General features: G+C 64.6%; 26 protein-coding genes, 1 pseudogene and 1 riboswitch. Of the genes and pseudogenes, 13 read left to right on the top strand and 14 right to left on the bottom strand.

Annotated features, from left to right (window positions below):
• Positions 1 to 253: 253 nt before the first annotated feature.
• Both J7E82_RS03765 and J7E82_RS03760 read right to left on the bottom strand, forming a co-directional pair.
• A complete protein-coding gene (locus J7E82_RS03765) occupies positions 254 to 1549 on the bottom strand; it encodes an MFS transporter (protein ID WP_214860496.1) in 1296 nt (431 codons plus the stop codon).
• 50 nt (positions 1550 to 1599) lie between these two features.
• Entirely contained in the window at positions 1600 to 2820 is a 1221-nt protein-coding gene (locus J7E82_RS03760) for a M20 family metallopeptidase (protein WP_214860495.1), read from the bottom strand.
• A gap of 151 nt (positions 2821 to 2971) precedes the next feature.
• Here J7E82_RS03760 and J7E82_RS03755 point away from each other — a divergent pair, with 151 nt between their 5' ends.
• On the top strand, positions 2972 to 3985 hold the full coding sequence (locus J7E82_RS03755; RefSeq protein ID WP_214860529.1) for an Lrp/AsnC family transcriptional regulator: 1014 nt from the start codon (positions 2972 to 2974) through the stop codon (positions 3983 to 3985).
• Between the two features lie 119 nt (positions 3986 to 4104).
• On the opposite strand, the gene J7E82_RS03750 is transcribed toward J7E82_RS03755, so the two are convergent.
• Positions 4105 to 4752 (bottom strand): cyclopropane-fatty-acyl-phospholipid synthase family protein, encoded by a 648-nt coding sequence (locus J7E82_RS03750; RefSeq protein ID WP_214860494.1) that lies wholly within the window; start codon positions 4750 to 4752, stop codon positions 4105 to 4107.
• Between the two features lie 393 nt (positions 4753 to 5145).
• On the opposite strand from J7E82_RS03750, the gene J7E82_RS03745 reads away from it, so the two are divergent.
• Complete coding sequence (locus J7E82_RS03745) at positions 5146 to 6870, top strand: DEAD/DEAH box helicase (RefSeq protein WP_214860493.1); 1725 nt, start codon at positions 5146 to 5148, stop codon at positions 6868 to 6870.
• Between the two features lie 116 nt (positions 6871 to 6986).
• Here J7E82_RS03745 and J7E82_RS03740 read toward each other — a convergent pair whose 3' ends face one another.
• The 5 genes from J7E82_RS03740 to J7E82_RS03720 all read right to left on the bottom strand — a co-directional run bounded on the left by J7E82_RS03740 (position 6987) and on the right by J7E82_RS03720 (position 10270).
• The gene (locus J7E82_RS03740) at positions 6987 to 7637 is read right to left on the bottom strand and encodes an MBL fold metallo-hydrolase (protein ID WP_214860492.1); all 651 of its coding nucleotides are present in this window, start codon (positions 7635 to 7637) and stop codon (positions 6987 to 6989) included.
• A 66-nt stretch (positions 7638 to 7703) separates the two neighbouring features.
• Entirely contained in the window at positions 7704 to 8705 is a 1002-nt protein-coding gene (locus tag J7E82_RS03735; RefSeq protein ID WP_214860491.1) for an aldo/keto reductase, read from the bottom strand.
• Between the two features lie 89 nt (positions 8706 to 8794).
• Entirely contained in the window at positions 8795 to 9145 is a 351-nt protein-coding gene (locus tag J7E82_RS03730) for a multidrug efflux SMR transporter (RefSeq protein ID WP_214860489.1), read from the bottom strand.
• Between the two features lie 2 nt (positions 9146 to 9147).
• Positions 9148 to 9471: a multidrug efflux SMR transporter gene (locus tag J7E82_RS03725; protein WP_214860487.1), complete on the bottom strand. Its 324-nt coding sequence runs from the start codon at positions 9469 to 9471 to the stop codon at positions 9148 to 9150.
• Positions 9472 to 9481: 10 nt separating this feature from the next.
• A riboswitch (guanidine-III (ykkC-III) riboswitch) is annotated at positions 9482 to 9546 on the bottom strand.
• Between the two features lie 73 nt (positions 9547 to 9619).
• Complete coding sequence (locus tag J7E82_RS03720) at positions 9620 to 10270, bottom strand: HutD family protein (RefSeq protein ID WP_214860485.1); 651 nt, start codon at positions 10268 to 10270, stop codon at positions 9620 to 9622.
• A 97-nt stretch (positions 10271 to 10367) separates the two neighbouring features.
• Here J7E82_RS03720 and J7E82_RS03715 point away from each other — a divergent pair, with 97 nt between their 5' ends.
• The 6 genes from J7E82_RS03715 (at position 10368) to J7E82_RS03690 (ending at position 13921) form a co-directional block, all read left to right on the top strand.
• A complete protein-coding gene (locus J7E82_RS03715) occupies positions 10368 to 10967 on the top strand; it encodes a phosphoribosylanthranilate isomerase (RefSeq protein ID WP_214860483.1) in 600 nt (199 codons plus the stop codon).
• Between the two features lie 107 nt (positions 10968 to 11074).
• Positions 11075 to 11452 (top strand): helix-turn-helix transcriptional regulator, encoded by a 378-nt coding sequence (locus tag J7E82_RS03710; RefSeq protein WP_214860482.1) that lies wholly within the window; start codon positions 11075 to 11077, stop codon positions 11450 to 11452.
• On the top strand, positions 11449 to 11925 hold the full coding sequence (locus J7E82_RS03705; protein WP_251041381.1) for an SRPBCC domain-containing protein: 477 nt from the start codon (positions 11449 to 11451) through the stop codon (positions 11923 to 11925). The genes J7E82_RS03710 and J7E82_RS03705 overlap by 4 nt, the downstream gene beginning before the upstream one ends.
• 151 nt (positions 11926 to 12076) lie before the next feature.
• The gene (locus J7E82_RS03700) at positions 12077 to 12523 is read left to right on the top strand and encodes a hypothetical protein (RefSeq protein WP_214860481.1); all 447 of its coding nucleotides are present in this window, start codon (positions 12077 to 12079) and stop codon (positions 12521 to 12523) included.
• Positions 12524 to 12611: 88 nt separating this feature from the next.
• Positions 12612 to 13013, top strand: coding sequence for a YccF domain-containing protein (locus J7E82_RS03695; protein ID WP_214860480.1), 402 nt, complete (start codon positions 12612 to 12614; stop codon positions 13011 to 13013).
• Between the two features lie 11 nt (positions 13014 to 13024).
• A complete protein-coding gene (locus J7E82_RS03690) occupies positions 13025 to 13921 on the top strand; it encodes a DMT family transporter (RefSeq protein ID WP_214860479.1) in 897 nt (298 codons plus the stop codon).
• Here the strand turns inward: J7E82_RS03690 and J7E82_RS20515 are convergent.
• Positions 13911 to 14018, bottom strand: coding sequence for an Lrp/AsnC ligand binding domain-containing protein (locus tag J7E82_RS20515; RefSeq protein WP_308113595.1), 108 nt, complete (start codon positions 14016 to 14018; stop codon positions 13911 to 13913). The two genes, J7E82_RS03690 and J7E82_RS20515, sit on opposite strands and share 11 nt — an antisense overlap.
• A gap of 229 nt (positions 14019 to 14247) precedes the next feature.
• Positions 14248 to 14292 (bottom strand): annotated as a pseudogene (locus J7E82_RS21150) (hypothetical protein); the annotation flags it as partial.
• Positions 14293 to 14351: 59 nt separating this feature from the next.
• Between J7E82_RS21150 and J7E82_RS20965 the strand changes: the two are divergent.
• Positions 14352 to 14582 carry a hypothetical protein gene (locus tag J7E82_RS20965; RefSeq protein ID WP_214860478.1) on the top strand — a complete coding sequence of 77 codons (231 nt, stop codon included), beginning with the start codon at positions 14352 to 14354 and terminating at the stop codon, positions 14580 to 14582.
• Between the two features lie 92 nt (positions 14583 to 14674).
• Here J7E82_RS20965 and J7E82_RS03675 read toward each other — a convergent pair whose 3' ends face one another.
• Positions 14675 to 16090 carry a PLP-dependent aminotransferase family protein gene (locus J7E82_RS03675; protein WP_214860476.1) on the bottom strand — a complete coding sequence of 472 codons (1416 nt, stop codon included), beginning with the start codon at positions 16088 to 16090 and terminating at the stop codon, positions 14675 to 14677.
• Between the two features lie 58 nt (positions 16091 to 16148).
• On the opposite strand from J7E82_RS03675, the gene J7E82_RS03670 reads away from it, so the two are divergent.
• Both J7E82_RS03670 and J7E82_RS03665 read left to right on the top strand, forming a co-directional pair.
• Positions 16149 to 17072: a DMT family transporter gene (locus tag J7E82_RS03670; RefSeq protein WP_374223584.1), complete on the top strand. Its 924-nt coding sequence runs from the start codon at positions 16149 to 16151 to the stop codon at positions 17070 to 17072.
• 19 nt (positions 17073 to 17091) lie between these two features.
• Positions 17092 to 17739 carry an FMN-binding negative transcriptional regulator gene (locus J7E82_RS03665; protein ID WP_214860472.1) on the top strand — a complete coding sequence of 216 codons (648 nt, stop codon included), beginning with the start codon at positions 17092 to 17094 and terminating at the stop codon, positions 17737 to 17739.
• A 2-nt stretch (positions 17740 to 17741) separates the two neighbouring features.
• Here J7E82_RS03665 and J7E82_RS03660 read toward each other — a convergent pair whose 3' ends face one another.
• Both J7E82_RS03660 and J7E82_RS03655 read right to left on the bottom strand, forming a co-directional pair.
• A complete protein-coding gene (locus J7E82_RS03660; RefSeq protein ID WP_251041401.1) occupies positions 17742 to 19091 on the bottom strand; it encodes a permease prefix domain 1-containing protein in 1350 nt (449 codons plus the stop codon).
• On the bottom strand, positions 19091 to 19453 hold the full coding sequence (locus J7E82_RS03655; protein ID WP_214860467.1) for a PadR family transcriptional regulator: 363 nt from the start codon (positions 19451 to 19453) through the stop codon (positions 19091 to 19093). The genes J7E82_RS03660 and J7E82_RS03655 overlap by 1 nt, the downstream gene beginning before the upstream one ends.
• A gap of 185 nt (positions 19454 to 19638) precedes the next feature.
• On the opposite strand from J7E82_RS03655, the gene J7E82_RS03650 reads away from it, so the two are divergent.
• On the top strand, positions 19639 to 22029 hold the full coding sequence (locus J7E82_RS03650) for an excinuclease ABC subunit UvrA (protein WP_214860459.1): 2391 nt from the start codon (positions 19639 to 19641) through the stop codon (positions 22027 to 22029).
• Between the two features lie 486 nt (positions 22030 to 22515).
• On the opposite strand, the gene J7E82_RS03645 is transcribed toward J7E82_RS03650, so the two are convergent.
• Positions 22516 to 22758, bottom strand: coding sequence for a hypothetical protein (locus tag J7E82_RS03645; RefSeq protein ID WP_214860457.1), 243 nt, complete (start codon positions 22756 to 22758; stop codon positions 22516 to 22518).
• A gap of 590 nt (positions 22759 to 23348) precedes the next feature.
• Here J7E82_RS03645 and J7E82_RS03640 point away from each other — a divergent pair.
• Positions 23349 to 23651, top strand: coding sequence for a DUF4193 domain-containing protein (locus J7E82_RS03640; RefSeq protein WP_214860527.1), 303 nt, complete (start codon positions 23349 to 23351; stop codon positions 23649 to 23651).
• Positions 23652 to 23676 lie beyond the last annotated feature (25 nt).

Below are 23676 nucleotides of genomic sequence, written 5' to 3'. Positions count from 1 at the left end.
GGAGATCACCGGGGAAAAAGGAATCTAGTCCTCGTTCTCGGCAAAAGAAACAGTGAAGGGCCCACGGCGTGATCCCCAACGCCCGGCTAGCTCACGGCCTCAACGAACCATAGATGGACGGCGTCGGCAGGCGACCACAAGGACATTTTCAAACCCGAACGGGCGTCCCACAAGAGACAAACCGGCTAGGTCGCAGTTGTTGTCGCTATGGGGGTCCATAGCGACAACAACTGCCAGCCGGTTGGGAGGGGAGTTAGTGCGTCAGGTCCTTGCCCTTGGTCTCCGGAATCGTGAAGACGCAGAGGGCGCTGATCCCCAGGAGCACCACCGCGTAAATGTTGAACAGCTGAGCCTGGTTGATGCTCCCAAAGAATGTCTGCAGGTAGGGTGCCGTTCCGCCGAAGGCCGCTACGCAGAGGGCATATGGCACGCCGACGCCGACAGTGCGGATCTTGGTGGGGAACAGTTCGGCATAGACGGCCGGGACGATGGCAGCACTTCCGGCGATGAAAACCAGCATCACGGACATCGAGACGGTCAGCTGCCACGGCGAGTCCTTGAGCAGCCACGTCATGGGGAAGTGGAAGAGTGCCGAGCCGGCGGCGCTGATTACCAGAACCGGCTTGCGTCCGATCCGGTCGGACAGCCTGCCCCACAGCGGCAGTACACCAATGAAAACCACCATGGCAATAACGCTCGCCCAGAGCGCGGCACCACGATCCATCTTCAGTGCGGTCGCGGCGTAGGTGGGGGCCACAACGCCCCAGACGTAGTAGATCACCGTCAGGCCAACGGTGAGGCCGATCACCTGGAGCGCCTGACGCCGGTGCCGCACGATCTGCGGCCATATAGGTTCGTGTTTCTCGGCTTCGCTTTCGTGTTCGAAGGCTGCCGTTTCCTTGAGCCGCGAGCGCATGATGAGCGCGTACAAGCCCAGCGCCGCCCCGATCAGGAACGGGATGCGCCAGCCCCAGGCTGCCATGTCGTCCCTGCTGAGCAACCCGTTGAGGACGGCGCCCAGGATGGTTCCGGCCAGGATGCCCACCGTCCCTGAGGTGTAGATGAGCGTTGCCCAGAAGCCACGCTTTTCCTTGGGAGCCATTTCTGACAGGTACGTCTGCGACGACGGCAGCTCGCCTCCGTGGGCAAGGCCCTGGATGAGCCGCGCCACGAGGAGTAACAGTGACGCCCAGAATCCCACGGCCTGGAACGTGGGGGCGATGCCGATGAAGAGGCTGCCGAGCGCGGCGAGGCCCACCGCGAGCGTCATGGAGGACTTGCGCCCGATCCGGTCACCGATCCAGCCGAAGACGAAGCCGCCGAACGGACGGGCAACGAATCCGACGGCGAAGATCGCCAGCGTGGACAGGATGGCCGACGTCGGGTCTGCAGAGCTGAAGAGCTGGCCGGCGAAGAACGGGGCGAAGGTGGCATAGATGGTCCAGTCATACCATTCGACTGCGTTTCCGATTCCAGTCCCGACGAGGGTACGAACGTTCGAACGGTGAATCGGAACGGCGGACGCGGTGGTGTTGGTGGTGGCAGTCATATCCTGCTCCAAAATCTGCTCGGGGAGGTGTGGACGGTGCATCGGAGGGATCAGTTTGCTGCAGCCAGGGCTGCGATGCGTGAGACCGCGAGCCCGGCGTAGAGGGCCGCGCCGTCGGCGAGGACGCCGTCGTCGAACGTTGCGAAGGCCGAGTGGTTGAACGGCGACGTGGTGTGGTCGGTGCCGAGCGGAACCGCGCTCAACCCGATGAAGGTGCCCGGCACTTCCGCCAGGATCCGGGAGAAGTCTTCGGAGCCACCGTGCGGTACAGCAAGGCGGGTAAGCCTGGACTCTCCGAACATACCGGCAATGACCTTTTCCGCTGTATTGGTTTCATCCTCATCCGTGATGGTTAGCGGGTATTCCTCCTGATAGTCGACGTCGACCTCCACCCCGTGAGCGGACGCGATGCCCTGCAGCAGCCGAGGAACGGCCTCCATCATCTTTTTTCGCGATTCCTCTGAGAATGTCCGAATGGTCGCCTCGATGCGGGCGGATTCGGGAATGACATTGCGTTTGGTCCCAGCCTGCAGGACGCCGACCGACAGGACTACGGGGTCGAACATGTTGAACTGCCGGGTGACCATGACCTGCAGCGCCGTGACCATTTCGGCGGCGACCGTCACCGGATCCTTCGCCCAATGCGGCGTGGAGCCGTGGCCGCCCGCTCCCAGCACCGTCACGTAAAGGCCATCTGAGGCACTCAGCAGCACGCCGGGTTTCGTGCTGAACTGCCCGTGGGGTTCCAATGAGGAGAACACGTGTAGGCCGTAGGCGGCATCCGCGCGGCGGCCGGCGGCGTCCAGCACGCCTTCACGGATCATGTAGCTGGCGCCGTCGAAGCCTTCTTCACCCGGTTGGAACATCAGGACGACGTCGCCGGGCAGCTGATGCTGCCGCTCGGCCAGGAGGGTCGCGGCACCGGCGAGCATGGCCGTGTGCAGGTCGTGGCCGCAGGCGTGCATGGCACCGTCGAGGCGCGAGGTGTAATCGACGCCGGTACGCTCCTGCACGGGCAGCCCATCCATGTCCGCTCGGAGCAGCACCACCGGCCTCTCGGCGGAGGAGTGCCTGGCGCCTCCCCGCAAGACTGCCGTGACCGACGTCGTGTCCTTGCCGAGGGCGATTTCGTACGGGAGGCCGTCGAGCGCCTTGAGGACCTTTTCCTGAGTGCGCGGGAGCTGCAGGCCGATCTCGGGTTCCTGGTGGAGCTCGTGGCGGAGGCGGACAATGTCGTCCTGCAGTTCATGGGCATCGGCGGTGATCGTCATGCTTCTCCTGGTAATGGGGGGCTCGTGGGGCCGTTTCGGGGCGTCTATGCCATTCTGTGGTGACTTCGTTCACAGTCTTTGGAACAACTCGAAAAATGCAGAAGTGTGCCACTATTAACAGGATTCGTGCATGACAAGGAGGAAGGTGCAGATGGAGCTCAGCGAAGAAGATCTTCGCCTCATCAATGCGCTGCAGATTTCGCCGCGCATCGCCTGGTCCGACGCCGCCGACGTCCTGGGCATCCATGCCACCACGCTGGCCGCCCGCTGGGACAGGCTCCGGGAGGCTGGGGCGGGGTGGACCACGGCCCATCTCATGGGCGACCCCAAAAGCGCCTGCCTGGCCATGGTGGATGTGGACTGCGAGATGCACCTCAGGCCCGATGTCACCACCGCCCTCGCCGCCCTTCCCCAGGTCATCACGATCGAGGAGGCTGCGAGCAACAGGGACCTCATGCTGACGGTGATCACCCGGGACCTGGGCGAATTCAGCAACGAGTTGGTGCCGCGCCTGAAGGAAATCCCCGGGCTCACCAAGTACCACACCTCGCTCTGCACCCGTATCCACACGAGCGGTTATGCGTGGCGGCTCAACGTCCTCAGCCGTGGCGAGCAGCAGGCGCTGCGGGCGCTCGCCGGTCCAGAGGCAGCGAATCCATCAGCCCCTGACGCCGTACTCCTGCCCCTGCCGGAGAGCCACCGTGCGCTCTTTCCCTTCCTGGCCCGCGACGGGCGGGCCACCGCGGCCGAGATCGCCCGCGCCCTTGGGCGGAACCCTGCCACCGTGCAACGGCAACTGGGCCGCGTGCTGGCCAGCCGATGGTTGTCTTTTCGCTGCGAGGTGGCGCAGAAATTCTCGGGCTATCCAATTACGTGCCAGTGGTTCGCCAACGTCCCGGCAGGCCAGCATGAAGCCGCGGCCACGGAACTGCGCGCCATCCGGAACGTCAGGTTCACGGCCTCCACCACGGGACGGACCAATTTCGTGATCATCATGTGGCTTCGGTCCCTCGGCGAGGTCATGGAGTTGGAACTTGCCGTGCAGCAGCGCATCCCGGGGATTGAACTTGTGGAGAGCGTCGTCATGCTGAACACAGCCAAGCGGGTGGGCTGGATGCTGAACCCGGACTCGACGGCAAGCGGCGCCGTCGTACCGGTCGCATAGCCCTCCTCTTTCGAGACCCTTCGAAACCCATCTGAGTCGCAGTCGTTATAAGCCCTCACAACGACGTTAACTGCGAGTCACTTTGGGGGGGAGGCCGGAGGAGGGGTGGCCCCTCGCGTTCAGGCGCGGCGTCTTGCCTTCAGGACCGAGTCTCCGATGGTGACTTCGCCGCCCTCGGGACCGGTGACTGTTCTGTCGCGCCTTTCCAGCACCTGCACTTCCCAGTCGGGCCCCTCGATGCCGAGTTCCCGAACCAGGTCATCGGGCCTGTAGAACATATCTTCCGTGACGTGGTTTCCCCCGGGCGGCAGCGCGTCGGGATGGTGGCCCACAATCAGCAGCGTGCCTCCGGGCACCACCGCATCTGCCGCTGAGCCCAACGCCTCCTGCCACGGCAGGACAGTGGAATGCAGGTACTGTGCGCTAACCAGGTCGAATCCGCGGTGCGGTGCCCAGGTGGCGAGGTCTCCGCGGACAAACTTGATGCGGTCAGCCAGTTCGTCGCCTCCGGCTTCGGCTGCATGTGCCGCGGCGCGGTGAAGGGCGACGGCGGACACGTCCACAGCGGTGACGCTCCACCCCCGTTCGGCGAGCCAGACGGCGTCGGCACCCTCACCGCAGCCAAGGTCCAGGGCGGTTCCCGCCGGGAGGTCCGCGGCTTCGGCCACAAGTTGCGGATTGGGACGGCCGCTCCAAGCCTTTGGCCTGCTGCGATACATCTCGTCCCATACCTCTGCGGACGTCCTTCCACCGTGATTGTGCTCCATGACGTACTCCTCCCGTGCCGGTCACCCTCCAAACACCAAGCTACCCTTCCACGGCAGCCGATGCCGGGGTAAGCCGTGCCCGAATTTGGTCCGCGTCAGGGTCCCCTCGAGGCGGATGCTAAACTTGTATCACTTGATGTGCGGTGATGCCCTGGGTTGTCCGGCAACTGGTTTGTCCAGCAACGGCAAACGGGGCTTTTTTCATGTGAGAGGCACATCCTGCGTCGATGAACGCGTTCTATTTGGTCCCGGCCAACGCCTGACTTGTCTGGCTGCAGCCTGGTTGATCACCTGACTTTTCCTCGGCGACCCCCTGGCCCAACCGGCGTCGGGGGCCGATGTCCCTCAAGGGACATGTCCGCAAGGACACCGCCCGAAAGACCGAACATACACATGACTACTTTTGCTGCCCTGGGAACCCCCAAGGCCATCGCCGATTCACTCGCTGCGGACGGCATCGAGTCGGCCTTCCCGATCCAGGTGAAGACCCTTCCGGACACACTGGCCGGACGCGACGTCCTGGGCCGCGGACGCACCGGCTCCGGCAAGACCATCGCCTTCGCCATCCCGCTGGTTGCCCGTCTCGCCGAGCGGGAAGCCAGGCACTTCCGCAAGGCCGGACGCCCTATGGGCCTTGTGCTCGCTCCCACTCGTGAACTGGCCACCCAGATCAACGCAACAGTTGAGCCGCTGGCCAAGGCTATGGGCCTGAACACCACCGTGATCTACGGCGGCATCTCCCAGGCCCGCCAGGAGAAGGCACTTCGCGCCGGCGTCGACATTGTCATTGCGTGCCCGGGCCGGCTCGAGGACCTCATCCGCCAGCGGATCCTGACCCTCGAAGCCGTCGAAGTCACCGTCCTTGACGAGGCCGACCACATGGCAGACCTCGGCTTCCTGCCAGTGGTCAAAAAGCTCATGGACATGACCCCCACGCAGGGCCAGCGCCTGCTGTTCTCGGCGACCCTGGACAACGGTGTGGACAAGCTGGTCCACCGTTACCTGTCCAACCCGCTGACCCACTCAGTGGACGAGCCGCAGGCCGCCGTGACCACCATGGAGCACCATGTGCTGGTGGCCAACGACCAGACCGTGAAGAAGCAGCTCATCACCCAGCTCGCCTCCGGCACGGGCCGCCGCGTGCTCTTCATGCGCACCAAGCACCACGCCCGCAAGCTCGCCAAGCAGCTCACGGACTCCGGCATCCCCGCCGTCGACCTGCATGGCAACCTGTCGCAGAACGCCCGCGACCGCAACCTGGCCGAGTTCTCCTCCGGTGACGTGCGCGTCCTGGTGGCCACCGACGTCGCCGCCCGTGGTGTGCACGTGGACGACGTCGAGCTGGTCATCCATGTCGACCCGCCCACGGAGCACAAGGCTTACCTGCACCGTTCCGGCCGTACGGCGCGCGCAGGTTCCGAGGGCACCGTGGTCACACTGACCCTGCCGGAGCAGCAGGGCGACGTCAAGAAGCTGATGAAGGCTGCCGGCGTCGAGGTCTCCTTCGAGCGAGTGACGGCGACGTCGCCGCTGGTTGCTGAGCTCGTGGGCGAGATGGCTGCCCCCGTGGACCCCAAGGTCCGCGCGGCACAGCTCGCCTCGAAGCTTCCCGCGCAGGGCGGCGGAACCTCCACCGGTGCCAACGCTGAGCGCAAGCGGGCCCGCCGATCAGGCCAGGGCTCACCTACTGCGGGTGGCCGCGGGGGCCGTGGTGGCCGGGGCAAGGTTGGCGCTGAGCCCGTCCGTACTGACGTGCCGAAGTCCGAGCGCCGATCCGCCAGGAACGACGACGTCGCCCGCGGCTCGCGCGGTCGCGGCAGCGCTGCTTCCACTCACCGTAATGACGTGCCGGGTTCGCACGGCCAGCAAGGATCGGGCCAGGGTGGTCGCGGTGGTCGTCCCGCCACCGGGCAGCGCGCAGGCTCCGGTTCCCGCCAGGGCTCGGCTCCCCGTACGGAATCCGCCACCAGCACGCGTTCCAGCGGCAACAAGGCCGTCTGGTCCTCCAACACCGGCGGCACGTCCGGCGGTTCGTACTCGGGTGGCTCCGGCCGTCCCGCACGCAGCGGCCCTCGCCGCGCCTCTGCTCCGGCATCGAACGAGCGCCGCGGCCGTTAGGTTTCCCTCTGACGACGCGGTTCCGGCGTGAGGACAGGGATCCCGCTGGAGGACGCCTGCATATGGGCGTCCTCCAGCCATGCGCGCGTCCTTGGGCCGAAACCGTGTCGCCAGGATTACCAGCCGCGGGCGCGCCATTCGCCCAAGTGCGGCCGTTCCGCTCCCAGGGTCGTGTGCCTGCCGTGGCCCGGGTGCACAACAGTGTCGTCCGGGTAGGCGTCGAACAGCCTCGTGGAAACGTCGTTCAGCAGCGATGTGAAGCGTGCCTCGTCATTCTGGGTGTTGCCCACGCCGCCGGGAAACAGCGAGTCGCCGCTGAAAATATGCGCCGCCCCTTCGGGATCCTGGTACACATAGGCGATCGATCCCGGAGTGTGTCCGCGCAGGTGCACGGCGGTGATGTCGAAACCGTCGAAGTTCAGCACGTCACCGTGTTCCAGCACCACGTCGACGGGAACCGGCAAAGCCGCGGCATCGTCCTTCCCTGCTGCGGTCCTGACACCGGTGGCTTCCACCAGCTCCTTCAGGGCCCGCACGTGGTCCCAGTGCTGGTGCGTGGTGGCGACCATGGCCAGCTTCGGTTCGGACGTGGAGTCCGCCCGGGAGTCCAGCAGCATCCCGCCGATCGCCGCGAAGTCGTCCGCTGCGTCGATGAGCAGCTGGGCGCCGGACGCCTTCGCGGTCAAAAGATACACATTGTTGTCCATCTCGCTGACGGAGATGCGGCGAATGGTGATGTCACGCAATGAGTGAATGAGTGAATCCATCGTGCCAGTTTACGGACGCGGCTTCACCCACTCGCTCCACCGCGCCCGGAAACCGGCCGGCCCGTGTTACTCGCGGCCCTGCGACACCCAGTTGGGGTCAGCGGACCGTGAGCCGACGACGGCGGAGGCAGCGGCGTCCAGCACGTCCAGCTGTGCGGCAGTCAAGTCCAGGGACAGGGCGCCCAGGTTCTCGTCGATCCGTTCCGGCTTGCGGGTCCCGGGGATGGGGACGACGGCGAGCCCGTACCGGGGGCCCTGGACCAGGAGCCAGGCGAGGGCCACCTGGGCAGGGGTGGCGCCCAGGTCCTCGGCGACGGAACGCACGGCTTCAACCACGGCCTGGTTGGCGTCCAGCACGCCGTCGGCGAAACGGGGGATGTTGTGCCGGAAATCGCCTTCGCCCAGGTCGTTCGCTGTGACGGTTCCGGTGAGGAAGCCGCGGCCAAGCGGAGCGTACGGCACAAAGCCGACGCCGAGTTCGGCCGCCGCCGGGACAACGCTGCGCTCCACATCGCGGCTCCAGATGGACCACTCACTCTGGACTGCCGCGATCGGATGGATGCTGTTGGCCTCGCGCAGCTCATCTGCCGGCACCTCGGACAATCCAAGGTGCCGGACCTTGCCCTCGGCTACCAGTGCCGCCATGGCCTCCACGGTTTCCACAATCGGAACGCGGAGGTCACGGCGGTGCAGGTAGTAGAGGTCGATCACGTCGGTGTCGAGGCGGCGCAGGCTGGCTTCCGCTGCCTGGCGAACATACGCAGCATCACCCCGAACATCCCTGTACCCGTCGAGCGGATTGCCTACGATCCCGAACTTCGTGGCCAGCTGGACCTCGTCCCGGCGATCCTTCAGGAGCCGCGCGATCAATTCCTCGTTGCCGCCGGCGCCGTACACATCGGCGGTATCGATGAACGTTACGCCGGCATCAACTGTATGATGGAGGGTGGCCAGGGCAGCCTCCGGATCGACTCCGCCATAGACGGGAGTTAGCGCCATTCCGCCAAATCCAAGGGGGCTGACTTTCAAACCGTCCCCGAGCAGGATGGGGTTCGTTTCAGAGCTCATAGTGGTTCTCCTTCGCTGGGTGCTTCAGGCCGTCTCTGCGGACAACCCCATGAAGCGGAGGAGTATTCCTGCTTTCCGGCTTTGCCAGGCTACTTCGCAGGCAGAGCCTTGGGTCCTGCCGCACAGCCCACGATTCCGGCGATGAACAGCAGCTTAAGCGGGCTGGCGGGTTCGACGCCGGTGGCCATCGCCCAGCCGACCGTCAGGGCAGCCCCGATCCCCACCCAGACGGCGTAGGCCGTGCCGAGGGGAATCCGCTTCACGGCCATGCCGAGGCCGACCATGCTCAGCGTTGCGGTCACGGCGAACACCACGGTGGGCAGTGGCTTGGAGAAGCCGTCGGACAGGCCAAGGGCCGTTGCCCACACTGCCTCCAGCACCGCGGAAGCCAGCAGGATGGCCCAGGAAGCGCCGGCACGAAGCGTCTTGTCAGCCGCCACGGCTACGCCACCGCCTTCAGGCCGACCACGCACACGGCGATCCCCGAGAGCAGCAGCAGGCGGGGCGCCGTCGGACGCTCCCCCTTGGTGACGATCGCGTAGACCGAGGTCAGCACCACACCGACGCCCACCCAGACGGCGTAGGCGGTACCTATGGGAATGGACTGCATTGCGATGGCGAGACCGGCCGTGCTCGCGATGACGGACGCCAGGAACAGGGCGGCCGGCAGGATGCGGGCGCGGCCTTGGACCTGGGAAGTCCGGTGCAGCGCGGCGGCCCAGACGGCTTCGAGGGCTCCGGAGACGATGAGAATAATCCAGGACATGACGGTTTCCTTTGGCCAGTCTTGTCGCTTGCCGGGTACTGATCCGTCGTCCGGAGGTTCGGAGGGAACCTTGACTTCAGGCTAGCAAGGACGATACGGGCAGGCTGCCGATGGTGGCTAAGCTCACCAGCGTTGACGCCGTCACGGGCTAATGGGCCGGGCCCACCGGATCGATCGAAATGATCGCGATGAAGCCCCGGCCGGTGATCTCGGGCGTTCCTACCTCGGATCCCACCACGGCATCGTAGCGGTCCAGCGCCACGGGTTCGGCAGGAGCGATCTCAGCAGCCGTCCCAGCGGCGGAATCAGCTGGGGTGTCGACGTCGGACGCCGCCTCAACTGCGCCAGGGACCACCGAAGCCTGTCCCTCCAGCAGCACTGCCAGCTGGCCGCCGAACACAGGCTGGGGTCGTTTCTTCGAGAGCTCCACGATGGAGGTGTACCCCTTGAATGCTCCATCGCGGGTCATGACGTTGAGGTCACGGATGTCGCCGGTGGGCAGGGTGCTAGAGGACGGGGCTTCCCCGGAAAAACGGAAGGGCCGATATTTCTCCAGGGGGTACTCTTTGCCGTCCACGTTGAGGACCAGCAGTTCGCCGTCGATCACGGTCAGCACCCGTTCCACTCCCGGGAACGTGGAGAAGTCACCCGCTTTGGAAACCTCGGCGATGCTCACTCGCCAGTCCCAGACTCCATCCTGCGCCGAGGCTGCCTTCGGATGGGTGGCGAGTTCGCGGGTGACCCCGCCGCCGTTGCGCCAGGGTTGGGGTCGGAGTTCGGCAAAGTGGATGATTTCCATGGCCCCAGCGTAGCCGGGCGTAGTAACCCCTGCGCAGACAAGCCGGTCTTGCTAACGTCATATAAGACCTACCCGCAAAACCAGCAAAAGGCGCGAAATGTTCGTCAAAGTGTGCGGCCTGAGCACCCCCGAGTCCATCCAGGCCGCCGCAGCCGAGGGGGCCGACGCCGTCGGCTTCGTCCTCACGTCAAGCCCTCGTGAGGTGACGCCGGAGCGAGCCCGCGAGCTGCTGGCCCATGTCCCCGATGGCATCCAAGCCGTGGGGGTGTTCCGCCACGAAGCTGCGGCAGACGCCGTCGCCACGGCGCGCGCCGCCGGCCTTGAATGGGTCCAGCTGCATGGTCGACGCTCGCCTGAGGACGTCAAGGAAGTGCACGACGCCGGGATGCGGCTGATCCGGGCCGTCACCATGCGATCGGCTGCAGAAGAGTTCGAGGACTGGGGCGAGGAACTGCTCCTGATCGACGCCGCCGTACCCGGCTCGGGAGAGGCGTGGGACTACGCGCTGGTGCGGTCGAAGGGTCTTGGCGGTCGGCAGTGGCTGCTCGCCGGCGGGCTGGCTCCGGCCAACGTTGCCAAGGCTGCTCTTGAAGCCGAGGCTTGGGGAGTTGATGTCTCCAGTGGCGTGGAGTCCTCCCGCGGGGTAAAGGATCTGGGTCTGGTGCATGCCTTCGTGGCTGCAGCGAAGGGCGTGTGAACAGTTCCCAATAAGGGCTCCGGAAGCCCTTGACATGGGTGCTTTTGTGGCCCATATTTAACACATCGGTTAATTAGCAAGAGTGTTAAATACAAAGGCAAACCACGATGTCAACGGACCGGCTCAGCCTCATCTTCTCGGCGCTTGCCGACCCCACCCGCAGGGCCATCCTGGCCCGGCTGGCCGAGGGCGAGGCCACCGTGAATCAGCTGGCTGAACCCTTTGACATCAGCCTCCCGGCAATCTCCCGGCATCTCAAAGTGCTCGAGGCGGCCGGTCTGATTACCAGGAGCCGCAACGCGCAGTGGCGTTCCTCAAAACTCGAGGCCGCACCGCTCCGCGAGGCTACGGAATATATGGACAAGTACAGGCGCTTCTGGGACGCCAGCTTCAGCCGTCTCGATGCGCATCTGCGAAGGATCCAGCAAGATCAGCAAGAACAAGATCACCAGGAACAATCACCAGAACCAGGAGTCAGGCAATGAACATGCAACCAGACACCACTGAGTCCCACACCCTCACCATGACCAGGGACTTCGACGCTCCACGGGAGCTGGTCTTCCGGGCCTTCATGGATCCCGACCAGCTAGCCGCGTGGTTCGGGCCCGAAGGCGTTGATTCCCCGCGTGACCGGATCGTCATTGAACCCCGCGTCGGCGGTGCCTGGAATGTCGTTATGACCTGGGACGAGGGCGGCGAGGCTAAGGAATCACCTGTTAACGCCACAATCTCTGTTTATGAGCCACCGGTGCTGCTGGTGGCCGGCGAAATGGCACACCCCGAGCAAGGCATCCCGCTGCAGCTTCAAATGCGCCTTGAGTTCGAGGATCTGGGCGGCGGCCGAACACGGCTCCACCTGACCCAGGGTCCTTTCGACAGCACCGAATGGGTCGAGATGACCCGCGAAGGCTGGGGCAGCTCCTTCATAAAGCTGGACAAGTTGCTGGCGAACACTTAGGAACGCGTGCGCGTGATGCGCATTCCTGCTCGAGTGGTCAACTTGGAACGTGGACGGCCATCCCCGCTAGACTCCCACACCGGGGACAGAACGCCATTGCCGCCGGAAGTCGAACGGGTTCCGGGCACACGACCAAGCAGAAATGTGACCCTTGAAGAAACTTGCACAGCCTCTGACCGCCGCCGCCCTCTTCAGCGCACTGGCACTGACCGGCTGCTCCGCCCCGGAAGCTGCCAGCGCGCCGTCGGCCGCTGCTCCGGCAGGTTCCGCCGCCGCCAGTGCCAGCCCCAGCAAATCGTCCGGGCCCTTTGGCGAGTTCGCCTCGGCAGCCGAAGCCTGCTCCACCATCTCGGAGCAGGCAACGGGTTCTTCACTGTTGCCGATGTACGTGGCGCAGGGAAAGACTGCTGAACTGGAGCAGTTCAAGGCCGACCTCGCCTCAACTGCTGAGCGGGCGCCGGAAAGCGTCAAAGCTGATTTCACCCGGCTCAAGGACACCGCGATCGCTGGCCTGGGTGACCAGACCGTCTATTCCAGCGGCAAGTTTGAGCAGGCGATGGCACCCGTCACCGCCTGGCTCGGCGCCAACTGCAAATAGCATCTGATCCTTAAACTTGAGAGAGATCAGGGACGGTTCAGGGCGAACCCCTAGGCTTCGGGCAGGGTCGGCAGTGGACAATGGAACCATGAAGACGCTGCTCAACATCATCTGGCTGATTTTCGGTGGGCTGTGGCTGGCCTTGGGTTACTTCCTTGCGGGCATCGTGTGTTGCCTCCTGATCGTCACCATTCCCTGGGGAGTGGCGTCGTTCCGGATCGCGGCCTACACCCTCTGGCCGTTTGGGCGCATGGTGGTGGAAAAGCCCGGAGGAAGCGGGGTGTTCCCGCTGCTTGGCAACGTGATCTGGCTGCTCGTGGCGGGTATCTGGATCGCGATCGGACACGTTGTCACGGCTTTTGCCATGGCCATCACCATCATCGGGATCCCGCTGGCAATCGCCAACCTCAAGCTGATTCCGGTGTCGCTGATGCCGTTGGGCAAGCAGATCGTTCCGACCGACCGGCCGTTCGTGAGCTCCTACCGGTAGCCGCGCCGCGTGTGAAGCTAGCACGACAAGTACCTCGCCTGACCCTGGCCGCCTTCAGCGTGGCGGTCCTCTTGGGCGCAGCCAACTTCGTGGCCGTTCGAGTCAGCAACCAGGAGCTTGCCCCGTTTTGGGGCGCTGGCCTGCGCTTCGGGCTCGCCGCAGTGCTGTTCGTCATGGTCGCCCTCGTCCTGCGTCTGCAGTGGCCACGTGGCCGACTTCTGGCCATGACGGCCGTCTACGGCGTCCTCGCCTTCGCCATCCCGTATGCGCTGATGTACTGGGCGCTGACGCAAGCTACCGCTGGAACCGCGACGATCGTCATGGCAGGGGTGCCGCTCGTGACGTTGCTCCTGGCCGTGACCCAGCGACTGGAGCGGTTCACCTTGAGAGCCGTGGCTGGGTCTGTCCTCGCCATCGGAGGGATAGCCTGGATGGTCCTTGGGTCGCAGGGGGTCAGCGCCCCGGTGGGCTCGGTACTAGCCATGCTCGGGGCGACCCTGGCTATAGGCCAGAGCATCATCCTGGGGAAGCACCTATCTGCCAACCACCCGGCCATGACGAACGCCGTCGCCATGGCAATTGCCGCGCCGCTGCTGATCGCGTTGTCGGCCTCGGTCGGCGAGGCCTGGGCGCTGCCGCGCCAGCCCGACGTCGCCGCCGCGCTGGTCTACCTGGTGACGCTGGGGTCGGTCGGGTTGTTCGTCCTGGTCCTGCTTGTGGTGCGTACGTGGACGTCGTCGGCGGCGTCGTACATGTTCGTCTTGTTTCCGGTGGTCACCCTGGGGCTGGCGGCATGGCTCATCGACGAGCCAGTGACCCTGGCCGCTGTCCTCGGCGCCGCACTGGTCATGGCCGGCGTCTGGTTCGGTGCCCTCTCCAAGGTCAGCTCTTCAAAGGTCAGCTCTTGATGGTTTTCATGGTGAACCGGGAGCTGACCTTTTGGATTCCAGGGATGGTGAGTACCCGGTCGCTGAGGAAGGCTTCGTACGACTGGAGGTCTTTCACCTGGAGGCGGATGAAGTAGTCCGTGAGCCGAACAGCCGGTGCAGTTCGGTGACCTCATCGAAGGCAGCCATGGTGTTTTCGAAGCGGTCGACGCTTGCTCTGTCAAAGCTGGTGAGGTCGACGTCGAGGATAACTTCGAATCCCGCCCGATCGCGTTTGGGTCAATGTCTGCCCGATACCCCCGTATGACGCTGGATGTTTCCAGGCGCTGCACACGTCGCAAGCATGGACCAGGGGTAAGGCCGACTTCCGACGCGAGGTCAACATTGGAAATGCGGCCCGTCTCGCTCCAGCACTTCGATTATTGCTCTATCCAGGGAGTCCATACCCCTGATGCCAGGGCCTATTGAAGGGCTGGACTTCGCACTCTGCGCCCTGTTCGTCACGCTCACCCTTGACGCCGCACGAACCCGGCAGCAGGTTCCCTCCGTTCTGAAAGCACTGGCCCTGTGGATGCCCGTCGGGATCCTTGGGATCCTGGCCGCCACCACGCTTCGCGGCATCCTCCAGGCCGACCCGCCGATGGCGGGGCTGGCACTTATCGCCGTCACGTCACTGCGGTAACCCACCTCTTCGGCCGTCGCCGGACATTGCTGAGTGTTGGCGCCGGAACGCTCAGCTACGTGCTGCTCGTCAACATGTTTTAGCCCCTGTGGTTACTGGACGCTGTTGCGTTCGATCAAGTCGCCAATGATGCGTGCACCTTCCGGGAAGGCGGCAGGGTTCGGTCCTGTGTAGTTAAGCCTGATATACGGACCCGCTGGTTCGGCGGGGAACCATTCGCTGCCGGCGGCAATTGTTACCCCGGCACTCTCGCAGTCGCGGGTGAGGCTTTCGACGTCGGTCCCGTCCGGCAGGCGCACCCACAGGTTCAGTCCTCCCTTGGGAATCTGGGCAATGTGGGCCTGCGGGGCATGCTCGCGCAGGCTTGTGACGAGAAGGTCGCGGCGTGACTGGAGTTGGTGGCGCAGGCTACGCAGGTGCGTGTGCCAGCCGGGTTGTGTCACGACGTCGAGTGCCGCCGCCTGGAGAATGCCGCTGACATACATCGACTCGGCGGCGCGGTCTGCGAGAATGCGCTCACGGGCGGGCCCACGGGCGATGACAGCCGCGACCCGGATGGCCGGGGAGACGCTTTTCGTCAATGACCGAAGGTAGACCACGTGGCCGGAATCGTCGTGTGCTGCTACTGGGGAAGGGGAAGTGGTGATACCGAAATCGTGGGCCCAGTCGTCCTCAACCAGGAACGCGCCGTTCTGGCGCAGGATCGCAAGGACTTGCTCGCCCCGCCCCGGAGACCACTGGGTGCCGGTGGGATTGGCGTAGTTCGGTTGTGCATAGAACATCCGCGCACCTGTCTCCTCGAAAGCCCGGGAGAGTTCATCGGGATCAGGGCCGTCGGGACCACTGGGCACGGGAATGACGCGGACTCCTGCTTGTGCCGCAGCCAGGATGGCTCCCCAGTACGTAGGGGACTCCAACAGAAGGGGCTGGCCCCTGCCGACCAGGGCGGTGAAGATAGAGCTCAGTCCGCTCTGGCTCCCCGGCAGCACGATGACGTCGCTTGCTGTTGGCGGAGTCACCCCCGCAGGGGTTGAGGCTCCAAGCTCCTGTGCGAACCACGTTTGCAGTTCCGGGAGTCCCGCTGCCGGTGGGCGCGATAGCGCCGCATCGCTTCGGGCGGCCCGCGTCAGGGCGGCCCGCACCAGCCGTTCCGGCAGAAGTTCGCGGTCCGGGTAACCGGAGTGCAGGGCGATGACGTCGTTGGCTGCATAGCGCATGGCGGCAGAGGCCGGGCGAAGAGGTGCGCGCGGTGAGCCCAGGGCAGCAGTTTGCCACCCGTAATCTGCCGGCCGTGCAGTCCGAACCGCCCGCACAAATGTCCCGACGCCCGGCCTGCTCTCGATCAGGCCCTGGGCGGTGAGCGTCTGAAGTGCCTTTTGTACCGTGACCGGGCTGGCCTGGTACTCGGCAACTAACGACCTGGTGGACGGCAGTCGGGATCCGGGCGCGACCCCTGAGATCCAATCCCGCAGTCGCGTCACAATCCTGGAACTGCTATCGTTGTTCATGAGAGACAATAGTAGCGCTACTGTTCTTGTTCGGCCAGTGATACCGTCTGCTTCCAACATGGGGGTGTGGTGGGGCCTTCTCGGAGTAGCGGCCTTCTCGTTTACAGTTCCCTTCACCCGGGTGGCGGTCGGGGCCTTTTCCCCATTGTTTATCGGATCGGGCCGTGCGGTCGTCGCGGCGGTTCTTGCCGCATTCGCCCTCGGCCTCACCCGGCAGCGTCTCCCTCGAGGAACGCAGTGGGGACGGCTTGCTGTGGTCGCCGGAGGAGTCGTCGTCGGTTTTCCGCTGCTGACCTCTTTCGCCCTCACCTCCGCTCCGGCCAGCCACGGCGCCGTCGTCATCGCCTTGCTGCCTGCAGCCACGGCCGCGGCGGCAGTGCTCCGGGGCCGAGAGCATCTGCCAGTAGCTTTCTGGTGGGTTGCCGCCGTTGGCGCCTTGGCGGCCATCGGCTTCGCCTTCGCGCAGTCCGGCGGCTTCGTGCAGTCTGGCGGTTTTGGACAGTTTCACTGGGCGGACCTCCTGCTGCTCGGTGCCGTCGTGGCAGCGGCCATCGGCTATGCAGAAGGAGGCCTGCTGGCACGCGAGCTCGGCGCATGGCAGACCGTCTCCTGGGCCCTCGTCCTCGCGTCGCCCCTCATGGTGCCCCTGACGGCGCTCTCCATAGTCCAGCAGCCGCCATCCGGCACGCCGGTCCAGTGGCTCGCGTTTGCCTACCTTGGCCTGGTCAGCATGTTCCTTGGCTTCTTCGCCTGGTACCGCGGCCTCGCCATCGGGCCCATGGCCCAGGTCAGCCAAATCCAGCTCATCCAGCCCGTACTCACTATCAGCTGGGCCGGACTCCTGCTGGGCGAAACCCTGACGTGGATGACCATCATTGGAGGGCTCGCCGTCGTCCTCAGTGCCGGCATCGCCGTCCGCCTGCGGCTGAAGCCGCCGGCCTCGACGCAGAAACCTGACTCCCGAAACCGGATTCCCAAATAACTACAAAGGAAGATGCACCATGTACATCCCAGCGCACTTCGCTCCCGGCCCCGACGCAATCCATGACCTGCTCGCCCGGCCAGCCGCGGGCAATCTGGTGACCATGACCTCGCTGGGTCTGCTCGCCACGTTCGCGCCCTTCATCTACGACCCCTCGATCGGTGAACATGGCGCGCTTCAAGGACACCTCGCCCGGAACAACGCCCAGTGTTCGGAGTCACCAATCGGGGAATCACTCGTCATCATCCAGGGTGCGGACGCCTACATATCGCCCTCGTGGTACGCATCGAAGGCCGAACATGGGCGTGTTGTCCCCACGTGGAACTACTCCACGGCCCACGTCTACGGCAATCTGGTACTCCATGACGACCCGGTCTGGCTCGCGAATCTCGTCAGGCGGCTCACGGATCTCCACGAAGCGGACCTCCATGAAGCCGATTCGGGTCGGCCCTGGTCAGTAGACGACGCACCGGATCGTTACATCGCAGGGCAATTGCGTGCGATTGTCGGCGTCGAACTGCTTATCACCAGGATCGAAGCGAAGACCAAACTTAGCCAGAACAGGCCAAGCACCGACATCGACGGCGTGGTGGGCGGACTTACTGCTCGCGGGCAGGCAGAGATCGCCGCTGACGTGGAGAGAGCCCGACGAGAACTTCCAAACTGAACTCAGCTGAAGCCGAAGACGGGCGGGAAGACCACGACCACGATGGCTGCCCAGGCGCCGTAGACCGGCAGGTACCGCGTTTGCCAGCGTTCGACGGCGGCAAAGGGTCGCCGGCGGCGCAGGAATCCAACGGCGAGCCAGCCCGCACGGGCCAGATGCACCAGCAGTAGAAGGTTCAGGCCGAGCGCAGCGATCTTGTTGGGACTGAAGCCGAACTCGGCGATGCGGGTAAGCATGGCTGTCAGCATCACGGCGTCGACTGCCAGGGCCGCGACAACGAGGACCAACTGCAGGGCATCGAACAGTCCGGGAGGCGCGAGCGGGTCGCGGGCGGAAATTGAGTAGAGCAGCAGGCACAGGACCAGCACGAGGATTGCGTCCATGAGGATGAGCAGGTTGCGGTCGGCGTCGACAAAGCCACCCGCGCCTGCGAGCACGGCCAGAAGGACCAGCAGCATGGCAACGGTCAGGGGCGTGAAAACGCGGGTGAGGACCGGGGCGATGTTTTCGACGACGTGCTGCTTGGCTTCGACTAGCCAGGCGGCGACTACGAGCGCCCCGGGCACCGCGAACGGCAGGATCCAGTCCTGCAGCACCGGTTCGAAGTCGATGCCCACGATCTGGAGGGTCGCGAGTGTGAGTGCGATCAGGACTGCACCGCCCAGCGCAAGGAGCGTGTAGTAAATCGCGAGCTCTCCGGTAAACCGGACGAAGTCCATGCGTCGTTTGTCAGACCGCCACCTGCCTCCGACGTATGCCACTCCGACCAGCAGCCACAGGATGACCGGGGCATGCAAGGCGGCGAGTAGCTCGGTGGAACCGCCTGGGGCGAACGGGTAGAGATTCAGCGCGACTGCCAGCGCGGCGAATGGGACGAGCAGCACCGCCGTCGCCGGCCCGGTGAAGCGGCGCTTCCACGCGAGATACGCAGCCAGGAACGGGAAGACGAGCAGGCCGAGGTTGCGCATCAGCGCTCCGCCGTCGTCGAGCCAGGCAAAGCCGGCCTTGACCGCCACACCTGCCCCGACGGCGAGTGCGAGGACGATTGCCAGCTCGCGCCACCGTGGTGTGCTGGCGTCGTCGGAACCCTCCGGCACCAGGACGAGCTGCTTCCACAGCCGTTCGGAGTGCTCGCGGGCAAACTCGTGCGAGACGGCGTCAAGGTTGCCCAGGCGTTTGATGGCGACGAGGAAGGCCTCCTCGTCATCGAGGCCGGTGGCTTGCCGGTCGGCGATCTGCTCGCGGAGGTGGTCCTCCAGTTCGTCGACGTCGGCGGGGGAGATTGCCTGGCTCCGCTGGACGTATCCGCGCCACCGGTCGATCTGGGCCTCCAGCTCAGCGTGTGACTCCATCACGCCCACCCCTCGACCACGGCCTGGGGCCGCTGCGTGGCCTGCCACACCTGCCGCAGTGCGTCTGCCACGACGGTCCACTGCTTCTGTCGATCTGCGAGTTCGTCCCGGCCCGCCTGCGTGATCGCGTAGTGCTTGCGCCGGCGCCCGGCGTCGGACGTCCCCCACGACGACGACACGTAGCCGAGCCGCTCGAGCCGGTGCAGTAGCGGGTAGAGCATCCCATCGGTCCACTGCATCCCACCACCCGACAGCTCACTCACGCGCTTGAGGATTGCATAGCCGTACAGGTCGCCGTCGGACAGGATGCCCAGTACAAGCGGAGTGGCTGAGGCGGCCACCAGGTCTTTATCAATGCGCACCGCGCCTCCTATACCTAGATCTGAAGGGTATCAAACATAGTAGCTCTAGGTATGGGCTTTGGTGAGTAAGCGTTGCCGCCACAGTGCCGACGAAGGAGAATCAGACGTACTGTTCGAAGCTGGTTGGATCGAGCCAGGTGCCGACGGAGACTGCGAAGGCGGCTCCGCTAACAGATGGAGACACGATGAGCATAGCCACGAGGTCCGAGACACAGTCGACTGCCGTGCACGTTGCCGACATCCACGACCTGATTCGACTGCACGGCGCGCGCGAGAACAACCTTAAGGACGTCAGCGTCGAGCTCCCGAAGCGCCGGCTGACGGTGTTCACCGGTGTATCCGGCTCGGGCAAGAGCTCGCTGGTCTTCGACACGATCGCCGCGGAATCGCAGCGGTTGATCAACGAGACCTATAGCGCCTTCGTGCAGGGATTCATGCCGACGCTGGCACGGCCTGACGTGGACGTGCTCGAAGGATTGACCACCGCGATCATCGTCGACCAGCGGCGAATGGGTGCCGATCCCCGATCAACAGTCGGCACGGCCACCGACGCCAACGCGATGCTGCGCATTCTTTTCAGCCGTCTCGGAAAGCCGCACATCGGCTCGTCGCGGGCGTTCTCGTTCAACGTAGCGTCGATCTCGGGCGCGGGAGCGGTCACTATCGAGCGCGCCGGCACCACCACGAAAGAGCGGCGGAGCTTCAACATCACCGGAGGCATGTGCCCACGCTGCGAGGGACGGGGGTCAGTGACGGACTTCGACCTGTCTGCGCTATACGACGACAGCAAGTCGCTCGGCGAGGGTGCGCTGACGATTCCCGGTTACAGCATGGACGGCTGGTTCGGGCGGATCTTCAGCGGCTCCGGCTTCTTCGACATGGACAAGCCGATAGGGAAGTACACCAAGAAGGAGCTGCACGACCTGCTCTACAGGGAGCCGACCAAGATCAAGGTCGAGGGCATCAACCTCACCTACGAAGGCCTGATTCCGAAGATCCAGAAGTCCATGCTCTCCAAGGACCCGGAAGGGATGCAGCCGCACATCCGCGCCTTCGTGGAGCGGGCCATCACCTTTACGACTTGTCCGGACTGTGGAGGCACCCGGCTCAGCGAGGCGGCCCGGTCGTCGAAGATCAAGGGGATCAACATCGCCGATGCGTGCGCCATGCAGATCAGCGACCTCGCCGAGTGGGTGCGCGGGCTCGACGAGCCGTCGGTGGCTCCGCTGCTGGCGACGCTGCAGCACACGCTGGACTCGTTCGTGCGGATCGGGCTGGGCTATCTGTCGCTGGAGCGGTCGTCCGGCACCCTGTCCGGCGGCGAGGCGCAGCGCACCAAGATGATCCGCCACCTCGGGTCGTCGCTGACCGACGTGACCTACGTCTTCGACGAGCCGTCCATCGGGTTGCACCCGCACGATATCCAGCGGATGAACGCCCTGCTGCTCCAGTTGCGCGACAAGGGCAATACGGTGCTGGTCGTGGAGCACAAGCCGGAGATGATTGCGATCGCCGACCACGTCGTCGATCTTGGCCCCGGCGCAGGTACTTCCGGCGGCACAGTCTGCTTCGAGGGCACGGTCGAGGCACTGCGGAGCAGCGGCACCATCACCGGCCGCCATCTCGACGACCGGGCCTCCTTGAAGCCGACGCTGCGGGCGGCGTCGGGAGCCATCGAGATCCGCGGCGCCAGTACCAATAACCTGCAGAACGTCGACGTCGACGTCCCCCTCGGAGTGCTGGTGGTAGTGACCGGCGTGGCCGGGTCGGGGAAGAGCTCACTGATTCACGGCTCGGTGTCGGGACGGGAGGGAGTGATCTCGGTCGACCAGACAGCGATCAAGGGCTCGCGCCGCAGCAACCCGGCGACCTACACCGGGCTGCTCGACCCCATCCGCAAGGCCTTCGCGAAAGCCAACGGCGTGAAGGCCTCCCTCTTCAGCGCAAACTCCGAGGGCGCCTGCCCCACCTGCAACGGTGCCGGTGTCATCTACACCGACCTGGCAATGATGGCCGGCGTCGCCACCACCTGCGAGGAGTGCGAGGGCAAGCGGTTCCAGGCGGCGGTGTTGGAGTACCGGTTCGGTGGCAAGGACATCAGCGAAGTGCTCGCCATGACGGTCACCGAGGCCGAGGAGTTCTTCGGCAGCGGTGAGGCTAAGACCCCGGCGGCCCACAAGATCGTGACCCACCTGTCCGACGTCGGGCTCGGTTACCTGAGTCTCGGCCAGCCGCTCACCACGCTTTCCGGCGGCGAGCAGCAGCGGCTCAAGCTGGCCACCCATATGTCCGAGAAGGGCCGCGTGTACGTCCTCGACGAGCCGACCACAGGCCTGCACCTCGCCGACGTCGAGCAACTGCTTGCCCTCCTCGACCGGCTCGTCGATTCCGGCAAGTCGGTCATCGTCATCGAGCACCACCAGGCCGTTATGGCACATGCCGACTGGATCATCGACCTCGGGCCCGGCGCAGGCCACGACGGCGGCCGCGTCGTCTTCGAGGGCACACCCGCTGACCTCGTCGCCGCACGTTCCACCCTTACCGGCGAGCACCTGGCGGCCTATGTCAGCGGCTGACAGGGCGAACGGCTCCACACGGACATCCTGCGCGCGCCTACTCGAGTTCAGGGCTGTTTTTCGGGCCGGGAAAATGAGTACACGCTACTCGTGTCAAGGGGCCGCGAAGCCTGTTTACTGGAAAGTGCAGGAAGGCCAAACAAACTATTTGGCTCAATGCATTCGCCCCGGAAATGGCGGTAGACGGGGCATCTGGGGACCGGCGATGAGGCCTTACTTTGTAGAGAGATGCGGCCTACCCCAGACGTCGCCGGCCCCCTTCTAATTCCTTTGAAACCACCACGGCGATGAACGACGCCGGCGGGTTTTCCTTTACGTTTGTCGTGCCGCCCATACGGCAGCGGGAGAAGCCGCCGTAACGGCGGTGCCTTACAACATCGACTGGTGCGACGACACCGGCAGGAACAACCGTGCGGCAGGCCTCGGCGACCTCCCTTTGGAACACGTATCGTGTGCGGTGCCTATCAAGACGCTGACAATTACTCGCTAACGTGTGGCCCTGTGCGCATCATCCAAGAAGCGGTGCAGGGAAGCCTTGGTGCAAGTGTGCAGCTGCAATTGCGCCGTTAGTCGAGCGATTGAGAGCCCAAATCCCTTCTGGGAGACGATGCGCAGGCCGGTGAGACCCAGTCGCTTATCCCAGCCCTCGGCAAAGTATCGGTGCCTGCGGATATTGGTGATAATCAAGCCCATCGAGACGTTCGGCACGTCGAGCAGCAGTCGTTCCATTTCCCCTGCCTCCAATTCGCCACCGTCTCGAAGCCTCTGAAGATATACTCCTGCAGTTTGGTCAATTACTGTTGGCACCTTGGGCACTACAACAGTGCCGTGAGGAGCACGCGCGTAAATTGTTGCCCCGGACGCGGACGACAGGGCCCAGTAGGATGACCCGTCTGTCGTGTTGACCGCGTAAAAGCGATCTGGGGAGACAGCCAACAGCTCCGTCCCCGCCTTCTCTGGGGTGACCGTAAGGGGTGTGGGCCTGGGAATGTCTGGGTGTGTCCATCTCATGCCCAGGAACCTTCGAGGGCGCCTGCCGGAAACGCCGTGCTGGATGCTTTGGTGATAGACGGGTGAAACGTGGGCAGGCGCGGAGGCGGGCACGACAAAATTCCTCAAATGAGAAGGTTGGGGTTACCCCTAATTCTACCGGCCCAGCGGGCAGTTCTTAGCGAGAATCCTCCTTTAGCGCTGTGCTGACGGAGTGATCATGGACACCCGTGACGAAGCCATTGGCTACTTAGGGGCTGGGGAATTTTCTCGGCATGGCGTACGTTGCACGTCCGACAACCCCTAATAAGAAAGAGATGTATACCTCATTGGCAACTGATTACGACGAGCTCCGTACTGAAGTCAAGGAATCGCAGAACGACTCGCTGGAGGCGCTCAAGTCAGCCAACGCACCCGATGCACGCAGCGTCGTGCGCGAGCTTGACGAAGGGGACGACATGGACAGCGCCGGAATCCCCGGCGGAGAATTTGTGGCGGAGGAACTGATCGTCCAGGTCATTCCCAAGGGCGACGACGAGTTCACCTGCTACTCCTGTTTCCTGGTCCGCCACCGTTCACAGGTGGCCCGGGAGAAAGACGGTCACGCCTACTGCATCGAGTGTGAGGGCTGAATCCGCTCCTCCTCCCTGCTCCTGA

Origin of the sequence: Arthrobacter sp. ISL-30 (assembly GCF_018613855.1) — a bacterium.
Taxonomy (GTDB): domain Bacteria; phylum Actinomycetota; class Actinomycetes; order Actinomycetales; family Micrococcaceae; genus Arthrobacter.
The sequence above is the reverse complement of the archived record's forward strand: the minus strand, read 5'-3'. Positions and strand labels throughout refer to the sequence as shown.